General features: G+C 37.1%; 15 protein-coding genes. 12 read left to right on the top strand and 3 right to left on the bottom strand.

The window, feature by feature from the left end; translation table 11 throughout:
- Window positions 1-291 carry a thioredoxin gene (gene trxA, locus ACXAGS_RS00280; protein ID WP_474903565.1) on the top strand — a complete coding sequence of 97 codons (291 nt, stop codon included), beginning with the start codon at window positions 1-3 and terminating at the stop codon, window positions 289-291.
- A gap of 1 nt (window position 292) precedes the next feature.
- Here trxA and ACXAGS_RS00275 read toward each other — a convergent pair whose 3' ends face one another.
- Genes ACXAGS_RS00275 through ACXAGS_RS00265 form a run of 3 tightly spaced genes read right to left on the bottom strand, consistent with a single transcriptional unit; the run spans window position 293 to window position 2,873 of the window.
- Entirely contained in the window at window positions 293-1,162 is an 870-nt protein-coding gene (locus tag ACXAGS_RS00275; protein ID WP_474903563.1) for a sterol desaturase family protein, read from the bottom strand.
- Between the two features lie 5 nt (window positions 1,163-1,167).
- Entirely contained in the window at window positions 1,168-1,653 is a 486-nt protein-coding gene (locus ACXAGS_RS00270) for a monoheme cytochrome C (RefSeq protein ID WP_474903562.1), read from the bottom strand.
- Window positions 1,653-2,873 carry a sulfite oxidase gene (locus ACXAGS_RS00265; RefSeq protein ID WP_474903561.1) on the bottom strand — a complete coding sequence of 407 codons (1,221 nt, stop codon included), beginning with the start codon at window positions 2,871-2,873 and terminating at the stop codon, window positions 1,653-1,655. Before ACXAGS_RS00265 ends, ACXAGS_RS00270 begins: the two co-directional genes overlap by 1 nt.
- 138 nt (window positions 2,874-3,011) lie before the next feature.
- Between ACXAGS_RS00265 and ACXAGS_RS00260 the strand changes: the two genes are divergently transcribed.
- The 11 genes from ACXAGS_RS00260 to ACXAGS_RS00210 all read left to right on the top strand — a co-directional run bounded on the left by ACXAGS_RS00260 (window position 3,012) and on the right by ACXAGS_RS00210 (window position 12,890).
- Window positions 3,012-3,218, top strand: a complete 207-nt coding sequence (locus ACXAGS_RS00260) for a YgaP family membrane protein (protein ID WP_474903559.1) — start codon at window positions 3,012-3,014, stop codon at window positions 3,216-3,218.
- 167 nt (window positions 3,219-3,385) lie between these two features.
- Window positions 3,386-4,648 (top strand): NAD(P)/FAD-dependent oxidoreductase, encoded by a 1,263-nt coding sequence (locus ACXAGS_RS00255; protein ID WP_474903557.1) that lies wholly within the window; start codon window positions 3,386-3,388, stop codon window positions 4,646-4,648.
- A 162-nt stretch (window positions 4,649-4,810) separates the two neighbouring features.
- On the top strand, window positions 4,811-5,473 hold the full coding sequence (locus ACXAGS_RS00250) for a peroxiredoxin (RefSeq protein WP_474903555.1): 663 nt from the start codon (window positions 4,811-4,813) through the stop codon (window positions 5,471-5,473).
- A gap of 125 nt (window positions 5,474-5,598) precedes the next feature.
- Window positions 5,599-5,730 (top strand): hypothetical protein, encoded by a 132-nt coding sequence (locus ACXAGS_RS00245; protein WP_474903554.1) that lies wholly within the window; start codon window positions 5,599-5,601, stop codon window positions 5,728-5,730.
- A 92-nt stretch (window positions 5,731-5,822) separates the two neighbouring features.
- On the top strand, window positions 5,823-7,178 hold the full coding sequence (locus tag ACXAGS_RS00240; RefSeq protein WP_474903552.1) for a cytochrome ubiquinol oxidase subunit I: 1,356 nt from the start codon (window positions 5,823-5,825) through the stop codon (window positions 7,176-7,178).
- Window positions 7,179-7,188: 10 nt separating this feature from the next.
- Window positions 7,189-8,226 (top strand): cytochrome d ubiquinol oxidase subunit II, encoded by a 1,038-nt coding sequence (cydB, locus tag ACXAGS_RS00235; RefSeq protein WP_474903551.1) that lies wholly within the window; start codon window positions 7,189-7,191, stop codon window positions 8,224-8,226.
- Window positions 8,227-8,500: 274 nt separating this feature from the next.
- Window positions 8,501-9,955: an NAD(P)/FAD-dependent oxidoreductase gene (locus ACXAGS_RS00230; RefSeq protein ID WP_474903549.1), complete on the top strand. Its 1,455-nt coding sequence runs from the start codon at window positions 8,501-8,503 to the stop codon at window positions 9,953-9,955.
- 30 nt (window positions 9,956-9,985) lie between these two features.
- Window positions 9,986-10,114: a hypothetical protein gene (locus ACXAGS_RS00225; protein WP_262889913.1), complete on the top strand. Its 129-nt coding sequence runs from the start codon at window positions 9,986-9,988 to the stop codon at window positions 10,112-10,114.
- A 9-nt stretch (window positions 10,115-10,123) separates the two neighbouring features.
- Window positions 10,124-10,321: a DUF6132 family protein gene (locus tag ACXAGS_RS00220; protein ID WP_474903547.1), complete on the top strand. Its 198-nt coding sequence runs from the start codon at window positions 10,124-10,126 to the stop codon at window positions 10,319-10,321.
- A gap of 159 nt (window positions 10,322-10,480) precedes the next feature.
- Window positions 10,481-11,788: a TolC family protein gene (locus tag ACXAGS_RS00215; protein WP_474903545.1), complete on the top strand. Its 1,308-nt coding sequence runs from the start codon at window positions 10,481-10,483 to the stop codon at window positions 11,786-11,788.
- 7 nt (window positions 11,789-11,795) lie between these two features.
- Window positions 11,796-12,890 carry an efflux RND transporter periplasmic adaptor subunit gene (locus ACXAGS_RS00210; protein WP_474903543.1) on the top strand — a complete coding sequence of 365 codons (1,095 nt, stop codon included), beginning with the start codon at window positions 11,796-11,798 and terminating at the stop codon, window positions 12,888-12,890.
- Window positions 12,891-12,892: the final 2 nt, after the last annotated feature.

The raw sequence follows: 12,892 nt of genomic DNA, 5'->3' as shown, positions 1-12,892 counted from the left end.
ATGGCGAGTTTTAAGTCTATTCTAGAAAGCGATAAACCTGTTTTGGTAGATTTTTATGCAGAATGGTGTGGGCCATGTAAGATGATGGGGCCTATTCTGGAAAAACTTAAGGAAAAAGTAGGCGATAGCGCAAAAATTATTAAAATAGATGTTGATAAAAATCAAAGTTTAGCCGCTCAGTACCAAGTGCGTGGAGTGCCTACATTAATGATATTTAATAAAGGTAAGTTAACCTGGAGGCAGTCTGGTGTGGTCCAGGCAGAGCAATTAGAGCAATTGCTCAAGGTTTAAGTTATTCTTGTTTTTTAAACCCATAGAATAATTGCCCTAGAAAACTCTGGGGCATTTTTTCGTCTCCAGGATAACCCAATTTAATCTTGCCACTATCTTCTGGTATATAATGGGTTTTAAAGATATAATCCCATAGACTTAGACTTATTCCAAAATTTACGCCAAAGCTTTCTTTGGGAATGGTGTATGCGTGGTGGTACAAATGCATTACCGGATTGTTAAATATATATTTTAAAGGCCCATAGCTCAATTTTATATTGGCATGGTTTAAATGCCCTATGGCAATAGCCGCAAAATGTACTAGATAAGCCTGTTCCGGTTCAAAACCTCCTAGCAACATTACCCCAAGTGTTTTTAAGGGTTTGTATAAAATATTTTCCATCCAATGGTATCGTAAATGCGCCGCAAAGCCCATTTCTTTTACACTGTGGTGTACTTGATGAAAGCGCCATAATGCGGGAAATTTGTGTAAACACACGTGCGTAAACCATTGCACAAAATCCAATACAATAAAGAAGGTCAATAGTTCTGCCCAAACCGGCCACTCTTCTGTGTTTATGAGAGCCAAACTAGAAGTAGACAGTCCAATTTTAGCAAATAGCAGCGCTGTTATTTTATAAAAACCACTTATAAATATGGCAAACACAAAAAAGTTGAAAAACATATAAAAGCCATCTAACCAAAAGTCTTTTCTAAAAATAGCTTGCTGTTTGCGCCACGGAAACAGAATCTCTAAAGACCAGACCAAAAGAGATATTAGGATTAACCCCCAAAAATAGTTTTTATACCAAGGTACATCAAACACTACACTACGCCAGGTGTAATTTAGTGTTCCTATAAAAGCACTCAAAAAAGCATCAATCAACTCCATACAATTTACTCGTTTAAGGCATACCAGTTTATTTGTTCTAGATTTTGTCTTCTCCCTTTCTTTTCGGGAGCATAATTGTTTGCCAAATAGTTCAGGATAATTTTTTCATTGTCTCCTAAATCCCATAGGTTTTGGGTTTCTTGCATCCATTTAATTGTAGCTGCCCAACCTTCTTTGGTCATTCTATTTTGCGTCACCAATTTAGCGGAATGGCAATTGGTGCAGTTATTCACTACGGTCATTAACCCATCGTCCGCAATAAAACCCGTTCGTAAGTGGATGCCATTTTCAATGGCATCAAAATCGTTTTCCACTTCGGTTTCTTCTACTGTTGTTAAAGTAGTCTCTGGTTTAGAAGAAAATGCCGTTAAATTAGGGTCTACCATAAGGTAAAGCAATATACCAGCAATCGCAAAAAAGAAAAAAAACAGGGTAATACTCAATCGGCGGATAAGTGCAGCACTATCATCAAACTTATGTGGCTGTTCCATTATCCTATTTTTACGGCAATTCTATGACAAGCATTGTTCAAATACCCTTTTGGGTTCCAACCAGGTAAAACCATAGGTTGGCTTTTACCTTGACCGTCCGTAGCTTTAGCCCAAATCTCGTAATAACCATTCTCTGGAAAATCTACAGTTGCAGAAAATTGCTGCCATGCTAATCTATTAGCAGCTTTATTAAGCTTACAAAGTTTCCAAGTTGCGCCAAAATCTATGGAATATTCCATTTTAGCTACCGCTAATTCACCTGCCCAAGCGTGACCTTTTATATTTAATTTTTGGTTCCTTTTTAGCAATGCACCCGTTTTTGGATAGGTAATTAACGATTTAACGGGCATAGATTCTATAATGCACATATCTTCATCGTTCACCTTTTCTCCCGGAGCTACAGGTTTGCAAGGAACCCTATAGGAAGACCCTGTCATCTTTGGAGCATCATGCACTTTATTTCGTACACTAATACTTGTGAGCCACTTGCCCGAAGCAGAAGCTGGCCAACCACCACATACTAATCGTAAAGGATATCCGTGGGCTAAAGGAATATCCTCACCATTCATTTTAAAGGCAATTAAAGTTTCATCTTGCAATGCTTTTGCTATAGGTACACCCCTAGATATAGGTTCCTTAGTGGGGTCTCCACTTAAATGGGTGTCCGCAGCATGGTAGCCAATATAGACCGCATCATTTTTTAACCCAACATCGTTTAATACATCTTTTAATCGTATACCGGTCCATTGGGCGCAATGGACCGCTCCAACCGTCCATTGATTGCCCTTGGCTGGTGGGTTAAATTCTGCTCTTCCATTGCCACCGCACTCTAGGGTGAGATTATATGTGTACTGTTTAAATTTAGACTTCAATTCTTGTAGGCTGTATGTTTTTGGTTTAACAACAGATTCTCCATTAAGCATTAGTTGCCAAGTATCAACATTAATTTTAGGAGGTATTATGCCATTATTTCTAACAAACATATATTTATTGGGCGTAACCCTATCATTTAGCAAATGTGCTTGGGCCTCTATGTTCCATGGCTTATCGTTTAATACCACCATTTGTGAATCTTTATTAAACAGTTTAAAGGGATCGTTAGCTTCCAAACCTAGTGGTAAGTAGTTTTTAGGCATAAGATGGCCATAAACTATCTTGGCGCCCAATACACTGCTCATGGTGGTTAGACCCAAGTTTTTACTAAATATTCTTCTATTCATGGTATTAACTGAAATCTTAAAATTATTATCAATAAAATTATAGTAATGTAACCAAGGTTACACCTAAGGTGTTTATCTTATCGTATTTTTACGGTAGCTCTCCAGAATTACCTCAGAAAATAATAAATTTTAGAGATTATGAAAAAGAACATGGGAGTTGTAGACAGAGTATTTAGGGTAATTGTTGCCCTAGTTGTTGCAATTTTATTTCACTATAATGTAATAGGTGGCTTTTTTGCATATGTATTACTTGGTTTAGGCGCTATTTTTTTGCTGACAAGTATTACAGGATTTTGTCCAGTATATGCACCTTTTGGTCTAAATACTTGTAAGAAAAGAAATTAAGTTTTTATTGGTTGGTTGATTGATTTTAGGCTGCTTCCTCATGGGAGCAGCCTTTTTTATTTTGTGGTAGCTATACGCTTATTTATGGGCGCTAATGTAACAATAGTTACACTTATTTAAATAATTGATAATTAAATTGACTAAAAATTATCAACAACCTAATAATAATGAAAAATAAATTTCAAATCCTTATAATTGGTGGTGGTACTGCCGGTATTATGACCGCAGCACAGCTGCTAGCTAAAGATGCCACATTGGATATTGGTATTATTGAACCATCCAAAACACATTACTACCAACCGGCATGGACCTTGGTAGGCGCTGGAGCCTATGACTATAAAAAAACAGCCAAGCCTATGTCAGAAGTAATGCCTTCTGGCGTTCAATGGATTAAGGATAAAGCAATTGGTCTAGAGCCTGAGGCAAATGCGGTTAAAACGGAAGCCAATGGCATATTAAACTATGATATTCTCGTTGTTGCACCGGGTTTAGTTATGGAGCCATCTATGATACAAGGTTTGCCAGAGGCTATGGAAAAAGGTATTGCTTGCAGTAATTATACTAATCCGGAACATACATGGCAAACCATTAAAAATTTTAAAGGTGGCAATGCATTATTTACACAACCTACCACACCAATTAAATGTGGTGGTGCACCGCAAAAAATTGCCTATTTAGCGGCAGATTATTTTAGAAAAAATGGACTGGCAGCTAAAACCAACGTCATATTTGCCACACCTGGTACCGTAATTTTTGGAGTAAAAGAAATTAGAGAAACCTTAATGAAGGTTATTGATCGCTATGGAATTCATTTTAAACCTTTTTATGCACCAAAATGGATTGATGTTGAAAATAAGATTGTTCATTTTAATCATACCGCTCCTGAAGAAAATCAGTGTGTAATTAATGAGGATAATCCTTTAAGGGAAAAAATGTATGGCGACACAGATATTCAGGTGCCATTTGATATGTTGCATATAGCACCACCCCAAGCAGCACCAAAATTTATTAGAGACTCCGTATTATCAAATGATGCTGGTTGGTTAAACGTAGACCATAATTCTATGCAACACAACCAATACCCTAATATTTTTGGATTGGGTGATGTAGCCGCATTACCAACCGCTAAAACAGGTGCAGCTATTCGTAAACAAGTACCAATAGTAGTAGAAAATATTAACATGCTTCTGGCAAATAAAACAGCCACCAATAAATCGTACAACGGATATTCTTCTTGTCCGTTGGTTACGGGTTATGGAAAAATGACCTTAGCAGAGTTTGATTATAACAACAATTTTACACCGGATCCAAAACTTAAACGTATGCTTGTTTTTAATAGCGAAAAGGAGCATTGGAGGCTATGGATGCTAAAAAAATATGGCTTACCCTATTTGTACTGGAATAAAATGCTAAAAGGCGAAAATGTTTAAAGAGTAAAGACGGTTATTAGCCGTCTTTTTTGTTTTTTAACTTTAAATGTTTGTTAAAAATTTAGAATTGATAGGTTAGTGTAACCTAGGTAACTTACCCTGTTTCAATGATAGTATACATTTATAGAAAATTAATATAACATAATTAAAAATTATACTATTATGAGTGATTCATTAGAAAACAATCAAGTTACATCTATGCCAAGAATAGGGGATATTGCACCAGATTTTGAAGCGGTAACAACTAAAGGAAACATTAAGCTATCAGATTTTGCTAAGGACAAATGGATTGTGATGTTTTCTCATCCTGCTGATTTTACACCTGTTTGTACAACAGAAATGAGTGGCTTTGCGCAACGCAAAGATGAATTTGATGCGCTAAATACTGAGTTATTAGGGTTAAGTATAGATAGTATACATGCCCATTTAGGATGGGTGCAAAATGTTAGGGAGAATACCGGTGTTTATTTTGATTTTCCCATTATTGCAGATTTAGATATGAAGGTGTCTAAATTGTACGGAATGCTGCAGCCCAACGAAAGCGAGACCGCGGCAGTAAGAGCCGTATTTTTTATTGACCCTAACAAAAAAATAAGGTTGGTAATGTATTATCCATTAAATGTAGGTAGAAATATGGATGAAATACTACGTTCTCTGGAAGCGCTACAAACTTCTGATAAATATAAAGTAGCTATGCCATTAGATTGGAAAAAGGGCGATAAAGTTATTGTTGGGCCTCCTAAAACCTTAGATCAATTAAACGAAAGATTGGCAGATGATTCATTAGAAAAGGTAGATTGGTATTTGGCCAAGAAGTCTATCTAATTACTTTCAAAAAATAAACCGATAAAAAAAAGAGCTGTTATACAAACGGCTCTTTTTTATTCTGATAAATGTCATATTTATTCTGAATCCCGTATTTTACTTTTATAGCTTTTAAACTTAGAATTATGAAAGCAATGCTTGTACTACCCTTGGTTTCTTGGCAGAACGGTATTTGGATGATTGCCGTTTTCGCCTTAGTGGTAATAATATTAGTGGCTGTAGTTTGGTCCATGATAAGTGGAAGTAAAAAAGAATAGAAAACCTTAATTTTTTTTTCGTTCTGTAACTTAAATAACATTGAAATAGTTAAGGCTTCTTTAACTTTGGGAGAACTTAATTTTTAATAGTTATGGATACAGAAATCCTCGCAAGAATCCAGTTTGCTTTTACTGTAGCCTTTCATTACATATATCCACCATTAAGTATCGGATTAGGTTTGCTAATGGTTGTTTTTGAAGGTCTTTACCTAAAAACAGGCAAGAAGCAGTATGAGATTTTAACCCGTTTTTGGTTAAAAATCTTCGCGATAACCTTTGGTATTGGTGTGGCTACGGGCATTATCATGGAATTTGAATTTGGCACCAATTGGTCTGTCTACTCTAAATATGTAGGTGATATTTTTGGTAGTGCCTTAGCAGCAGAAGGTTTATTTGCTTTTGGTCTAGAAAGTACCTTTTTGGGTATTTTACTATTCGGGTGGAACAGGGTTTCCCCGAAAGTTCATTTTATATCAACCATCGGTGTTTTTTTAGGTTCTATGTTTTCCGCAGTTTGGATTGTGGTGGCCAACAGTTGGCAGCAAACCCCCGCGGGTTACCATATTGTGGGTGAAGGTTTAAATGCAAGGGCAGAGGTAACGGACTTTTGGGCCATGGTTTTTAATCCTTCTAGTGTAGACCGTATAATTCATGTTTGGCAAGGTGCATTTCTTTCGGGTGCCTTTTTAGTGCTTAGTGTACATGCCTATTACCTTCTAAAAGGCAGGTATGTAGAAATTTCTAAAAAAGCTTTTAAAATAGCTTTGGCGGTAGCAACCCTTGTTTCGTTAACACAGTTGGCTTCTGGGCATAGCTCCGCAGATGGCGTAGCAGAAAACCAACCGGCTAAATTGGCCGCTATGGAAGGCCATTATGAACCATCTGCCGCTGCTGATCTGTATCTTTTTGGATGGGTAGATAACGAATCACAAGAGGTTACGGGAATCGGTGTTCCTGGTGGACTTTCGTTTTTGGTACATCAAGATTTTGAAGAACCCGTTCCGGGATTAAATGCTTTTCCTAAAGATGAAGTGCCCACACAGGTAAACGCTGTGTTTCAGTTTTACCATATTATGATTTCCATTGGCATGTTTTTAATAGGTTTAACCCTCTATGCTTGCTACTTGTGGTGGCGCGGAAAATTGTTTGAGAAAAAATGGTTATTAAGGATTTTTGTTTTATCGGCATTATTACCACAGATAGCCAATCAGGTAGGTTGGTTTGCCGCAGAAATGGGTAGGCAGCCTTGGGTGGTTTACGGGCATTTAAAAACTAGCGAAGCTTTTTCTCAAGAGGTGTCTTCCAATCAGATTCTATTTTCTTTGATTTTGTTTTTTGTGGTGTACACCATCTTGTTTTTACTATTTCTTTACTCGGTAAATAAAAAGATAAAACACGGTCCGCATGAAGAAGCAGAAAATCCAAACGAATTTTTAAAATACACGTAATAGGTACAGCATGGAAACATTTTTAGGTATAGATTATCCCACTTTATGGTATTTGGTTGTTGGACTATTATTTTCTGGTTACGCCATTTTAGAAGGTTTTGATTATGGTGCTGGTGCATGGCATTTATTCTTTAGAAAAGATATGAGTAGGCGTATAGCCATTAACGCCATTGGTCCTATTTGGGATGCCAACCAAGTTTGGTTAATAATTGGTGGTGGCGCATTGTTCGCCGGTTTTCCGGTAATGTACGCCACTATGTTGTCCGCTATGTATATTCCTTTTATGCTTTTTTTAATGCTTTTGGTATTGCGTTCAGCAGCCATAAAGTTTAGAAGTGCGGAAGAAATGACTTGGTGGCGAAAAACTTGGGATATTGTTTACTTTCTTTCCAACACCCTAATTGGTTTTCTTTTGGGTGTTGTTTTGGGTAATGTGTTACAAGGGTTTGAACTGCATGAAAATCACATGTATAAAGGTGGTGTATTCTTAACTTTTTTAAATCCGTATGCAATCTTAACCGGGTTAACCACTTTATCCGTTTTTATGACCCAAGGAGCTATTTTTCTCTTGTTGAAAACAGAAGGTAGGTTATTTGCTAGGTTGACGTTTCTTTTAAAAAAGGGAATGATTTTCTTTATTGTAACTTTTGTTTTTACATCGTTCTATACCTTGATTTATTTGCCTGGGGTAATAGATAAGTTCAAAGAAAACCCAGTGTTTTTTATCATTCCTATTTTAGCATTTTTAGCGGTAGCAAATGTACCTAGATTGGTGTCTAAAAAGAAGTACATGCAAGCTTTAATATTTTCTTCGTTAACCATGGCTTTTTTATTAATGTTGGTGGCTTTTCAATTGTATCCAGTATTGCTGCCCTCAACCATAAATCCTGATTATAGCGTTACTATTTACAATGCGGCTTCCTCACAAAAATCATTAGGTATTATGCTAACTATTGTGCTAATTGGAGCACCCTTATTGGCAATGTATTTCTTGTTCCTTTACCGAACTTTCAATGGTAAAGTAAAATTGGACGATACCAGTTATTAGTCTTCTTTTTTCTTACTGAACTTAAAGATGAGCCATATAAACCCAATGATAAAATGAAGCAAAATGATACCACCTATTATGTAGATAAATGTGTTGGAATCGTTTCTCATGTTTGGTGTGTTTTAAGCTAAAAAAACAATAAAATTTAAGGTAAAGTTAGTTTGCTTAGGTTGTTAGTTTGGTAACCAAGGTTACCAATAGAGGTGACCAAAGTTGCTGATTGGCATAGGTATGTGGTACTACCTTTAAACCACATTAAATAAAGCAAACTAAAATGTCTAAAATCGTAATATTAGGGGCTGGTATATCTGGCCATGTGGCGGCTTCGCATTTAAGACGAAAATTAACTAAGGAGCATGATGTTGTAGTTGTTTCGCCAAATAGCAGTTATCAATGGATACCATCAAATATTTGGGTGGGTATAGGCCGTATGCAACCAGAACAAACCAAATTTCCACTTAAACCTTTATACAAAAAGAAGGGTATTGAATTTAAGCAAGCAAAGGTTACAACTTTTCACCCAGAAGGTGATGCTGAAACAGAAGCACCGTATGTAATTATTGAATATGTTGCGGATAAAGCTGGGCAAACAGAAAAGGTAACTTACGATTATTTGATAAACGCCACGGGACCCAAACTTAATTTTGAAGCAACAGAAGGCTTAAAACCTGGAACCAATGGGGTATATTCCGTTTGTACCTATTCTCATGCAGACCATTCTTGGAAAGCGCTAGAGCAAGCTATTGCTAAAATGAAAAAAGGGGTAAAGCAGAAAATTGTTATTGGTACAGGACACGCAAAAGCAACTTGCCAAGGCGCTGCATTTGAATATATTTTAAATGTGGAACAAGAATTAAGGCGACACAAGGTGCGTGATATGGCAGAAATTACGTGGCTTTCTAACGAATATCAATTGGGCGATTTTGGTATGGACGGAATGTTGCTGAGTTACGGAAGCAATATTTTAAAATCTGCTGAGATGGTAGAAATGATTTTTGAAGACCGAGGCATAAAATGGATTTTAGGTGCTGGGGTAACAAAAATTGAAGCGGGTTTGGCACATTATGAAAATTTAGATGGCGAATACAAAACCGAACCTTTTGATTTTGCTATGCTTATCCCATCTTTTTCAGGGCATGGATTTAAAGCGTACGATAAAGAAGGAGTAGATATTACAGATAAATTATTCAAAGGTTTTATGTTAGTAGATGCGGATTATACACCTAAACCTTATGAGGAATGGAAAGTGCAAGATTGGCCAGAGACCTACCAAAACCCCCACTATGAAAATATTTTTGCTCCAGGTATTGCTTTTGCACCTCCCCACGGTATTTCAAAGCCTAGAAAAAGTAAAAATGGTACAGATATTACGCCAGCGCCACCTAGAACAGGCATGCCTTCTGGTATAACGGCAAAATTAGTTGCAGATAATCTAATTGATAAAATTAAGGGTAAGCATAAAACCTTACATCATAAAGGTTCCATGGGTAATATGGGTGCTGCCTGTATAGCTAGTGCAGGGTTCGGAATTACCAAAGGAAGTGGTGTAAGCATCACAACATATCCCATTGTTCCAGATTTTGAGAAATATCCAGATTCACATGGTAGAAAGTTAGGTAAAACGTTCGGTGATATTGGTTTAGCGGGGCACTGGTTAAAATTGGCTTTACATTATGCCTTTTTGTACAAAGCCAAAATGAAACCATTTTGGTGGTTAATTCCAGAGTAAGCATAAGGTTCATTTATAAAAACTACTAAAATGACAAGAAGAATATCTAAAACGAAACAATTTATAATGATGAACCCCATCATTCAGTTTTTTAAATTCATTTATTTAAGTTTAAAAGTATTGGTAATTGTAGCTGGCGGTCACGGCGGCACACGTTAATACATTTATATGACTAAAAAAGGAATACTAATAACAGCAGTTGGGGTTATCGTTGGGTTAATGGCTGGATATGTTTATTATACTGAAATTGGTTGTTTGTCTGGCACCTGCCCCATTACTTCAAAACCTTTGAATAGCACCTTGTATGGAGGACTGTTAGGCGGTCTTTTATTTTCCATTTTTGTGCCAGATAAAAAGAAAAAGTAAAGCGAATAACTGCACAAAACAGTGAAGTAGATAACCGTTGGTTTTACCGTGTAAAAGCAGCGGTTTTTTATTTGTAACCTGGGTCACCAAGTGGGGTAACCAAGGTTACTGCACAGGAAAATCCATGGGTCTACTTTTGATTTAAAATTAAAATAGACCATGAAACAATTGTTGTTTTTCGCTTTTATATGTTTCTCAGTTGTGGTGCTACGCGCACAAAAAACTGTTCCTATTTCCTTAGAAAAAGCTTTAGAAGAAGTTCAAAAAGCTAACGTGCAGCTAAAAATATCGGCCTTAGAAGCCAATGCGGCAAAGGCAGATTATGGTATGAGTAGTGCTACGTTTTTACCAAACATTTCTATATCTCATACTGGTATTACAACCACCAATCCGTTAATGGCTTTTGGTTCTAAATTAAATCAAGAGGTGCTTACAGCTGCAGATTTTAATCCAGATCTATTAAATGACCCTGATGCAATTGAGAATTTTGCTACTGTAATTTCTGTACAACAACCGTTATTTAATGCGGATGGATTTCTAAAACGCAAGGCAGCAAAGTCAACTTTTGAGGCTAAAGAATTACAGTTTCAAAGAACACAAGACTATATGCAATTTGAAACGGAAAAGGCTTACATGCAATTACAACTAGCTCATAAAATGGTTGCCGTACTTCAAAAAGCAGATACCACGGCGAAAGCCAATAAAAAACTAACGAAAGATTATTACGACCAAGGTCTCATTCAAAAAGCAGATTGGCTACAGGCTCAAGTGCGCGCCTCTCAGGTTAACGACCAATTGCAACAGGCCTTGAGTAACCTGAGCAATGCATCAGATTATTTAAAATTTTTGATGCAAGCCACTATTGAAGGTAACCTTGAACCACAAACAGATTTAAGACCAACGGTACTAGAAACGCTTACCACAGATGCTACTTTAGATAATAGAGCAGATGTTAAAGCAATGCGAAAGGCTGCTGAGGCATACAAAGCCAATGCAAAAGCAGATAAATTAGCTTTTTTACCCAGATTAAATGCCTTTGGAACCTATGAGTTGTATGATGATGAAGTATTTAAGGCAGGAGCAAATGGGTATAGTTTAGGGGCAAGTTTAAGCTGGGATATCTTTAAAGGTTCCCAGCGTTTTTCCCAAGCTAAAAAAGGCAAAATAAATGCAGATAAAGCCCAGTTAGAATTGCAGTCTTACAAGGCTAAGAGCAACATGGAGTTAGATAAGGCTAAACGCATGTTAGCCGTTGCTAAAAGCCAATTAGCATCATCTTCATTGGCGTTGGAGCAATCAGAAGAGGCATTAAAAATACGGACCAACAGATTTAAAGAAGGTCTTGAAAAAACCACAGACCTACTAATGGCAGAAACTCAGTTGGCAGAACAACAACTTACTCACTACCAAACCATTTACGAACATAATTACGCACTAGCATACTTTAAATTTTTAACCAAAGAATAGTACTACCATGAATACAATATTTTCCATAATTAAAAAGAGCTTTGCTTTTAGTATCCTTACTGCACTTATCGTTGCTTGTGGAGAGGATAAAAAAGTAAGTCCAACAGAAATAGACCCTATAAATGTAAAAGTAGCACAAACTGCAACCACTAATACGGGTTATGTGCAAGCGGGTAGTGGTCAAATAATCCCTGTAAACAGTGCAACTTTAAGCACCAGAATGATGGGCTTTGTAGAAAGAATACCGGTTAAAGTGGGGCAAAAGGTTCAAAAAGGCCAGTTGCTTTTGGTTATTAAAAATACCGATTTACAGGCTAAAAAAGCACGGGTAGATGCTGGTATTTTAGAAGCTACTGCAGGTTTTAATAATGCCGAGAAGGACTATCAACGATTTCAAAATTTATTCAATCAAAACAGTGCGTCACAGAAAGAGTTGGACGATATAACCGCACGCTACCAGATGGCCAAAGCTAGATTAGAAGCGGTCCAGCAAATGAAAAATGAGGTTAATGCCCAATTCGCTTATGCTAACATAAAAGCCCCGTTTAGTGGGGTGGTCACCAATACCCACATTGATGAAGGCGCTATGGCAAATCCGGGTATGCCTTTGGTAAGTATAGAAGGTCCAGGCGCCTATGAAATTGAAGCTAAAGTAGCAGAGCGTGTTATTAACCAAATAAGTGTTGGAAAAGGGGCCAACGTTTACATAAAAGCTTTGGATAAAACAGTTAAGGGAGAAATTATGGAGCTAAGTACTTCTGCTCAATTTTCTGGTGGTTTGTATGTGGCGAAGGTTAAGTTAAACGAAACGCCTAAAGAGCTACGTTCGGGTATGTTTGCCACGGTATCAATTGCTGTAGAAGAAGGTATCCAGTTTAACAGTAGTGTTACTGTACCTAAAGCGGCTTTGGTAGAAAACGGTCAGCTTACGGGTATCTACACGGTTGGCCCAAATAATACCGCCATTTTACGTTGGTTGCGGCTTGGAAATACTATTGGAGACCAAGTTGAGGTAATATCTGGTCTCACTAAAGATGAAACCTACGTGGTTTCTGCAGAAGGTAAATTATATAACGGCGCTAAGCTATCCATTCAAAAGTAGAA

Source organism: Croceivirga sp. ABH4_376, from assembly GCF_056160685.1.
Note: the sequence above shows the minus strand (reverse complement) of the source record. Positions and strands in the feature narration are given on the sequence as shown.

Excerpts from the sequence above, each read along its gene's own strand:
- trxA (WP_474903565.1), top strand. The coding sequence starts at position 1 with ATGGCGAGTTTTAAGTCTATTCTAGAAAGCGATAAACCTGTTTTGGTA.
- ACXAGS_RS00275 (WP_474903563.1), bottom strand. The coding sequence starts at position 1,162 with ATGGAGTTGATTGATGCTTTTTTGAGTGCTTTTATAGGAACACTAAAT.
- ACXAGS_RS00270 (WP_474903562.1), bottom strand. The coding sequence starts at position 1,653 with ATGGAACAGCCACATAAGTTTGATGATAGTGCTGCACTTATCCGCCGA.
- ACXAGS_RS00265 (WP_474903561.1), bottom strand. The coding sequence starts at position 2,873 with ATGAATAGAAGAATATTTAGTAAAAACTTGGGTCTAACCACCATGAGC.
- ACXAGS_RS00260 (WP_474903559.1), top strand. The coding sequence starts at position 3,012 with ATGAAAAAGAACATGGGAGTTGTAGACAGAGTATTTAGGGTAATTGTT.
- ACXAGS_RS00255 (WP_474903557.1), top strand. The coding sequence starts at position 3,386 with ATGAAAAATAAATTTCAAATCCTTATAATTGGTGGTGGTACTGCCGGT.
- ACXAGS_RS00250 (WP_474903555.1), top strand. The coding sequence starts at position 4,811 with ATGAGTGATTCATTAGAAAACAATCAAGTTACATCTATGCCAAGAATA.
- ACXAGS_RS00245 (WP_474903554.1), top strand. The coding sequence starts at position 5,599 with ATGAAAGCAATGCTTGTACTACCCTTGGTTTCTTGGCAGAACGGTATT.
- ACXAGS_RS00240 (WP_474903552.1), top strand. The coding sequence starts at position 5,823 with ATGGATACAGAAATCCTCGCAAGAATCCAGTTTGCTTTTACTGTAGCC.
- cydB (WP_474903551.1), top strand. The coding sequence starts at position 7,189 with ATGGAAACATTTTTAGGTATAGATTATCCCACTTTATGGTATTTGGTT.
- ACXAGS_RS00230 (WP_474903549.1), top strand. The coding sequence starts at position 8,501 with ATGTCTAAAATCGTAATATTAGGGGCTGGTATATCTGGCCATGTGGCG.
- ACXAGS_RS00225 (WP_262889913.1), top strand. The coding sequence starts at position 9,986 with ATGACAAGAAGAATATCTAAAACGAAACAATTTATAATGATGAACCCC.
- ACXAGS_RS00220 (WP_474903547.1), top strand. The coding sequence starts at position 10,124 with ATGACTAAAAAAGGAATACTAATAACAGCAGTTGGGGTTATCGTTGGG.
- ACXAGS_RS00215 (WP_474903545.1), top strand. The coding sequence starts at position 10,481 with ATGAAACAATTGTTGTTTTTCGCTTTTATATGTTTCTCAGTTGTGGTG.
- ACXAGS_RS00210 (WP_474903543.1), top strand. The coding sequence starts at position 11,796 with ATGAATACAATATTTTCCATAATTAAAAAGAGCTTTGCTTTTAGTATC.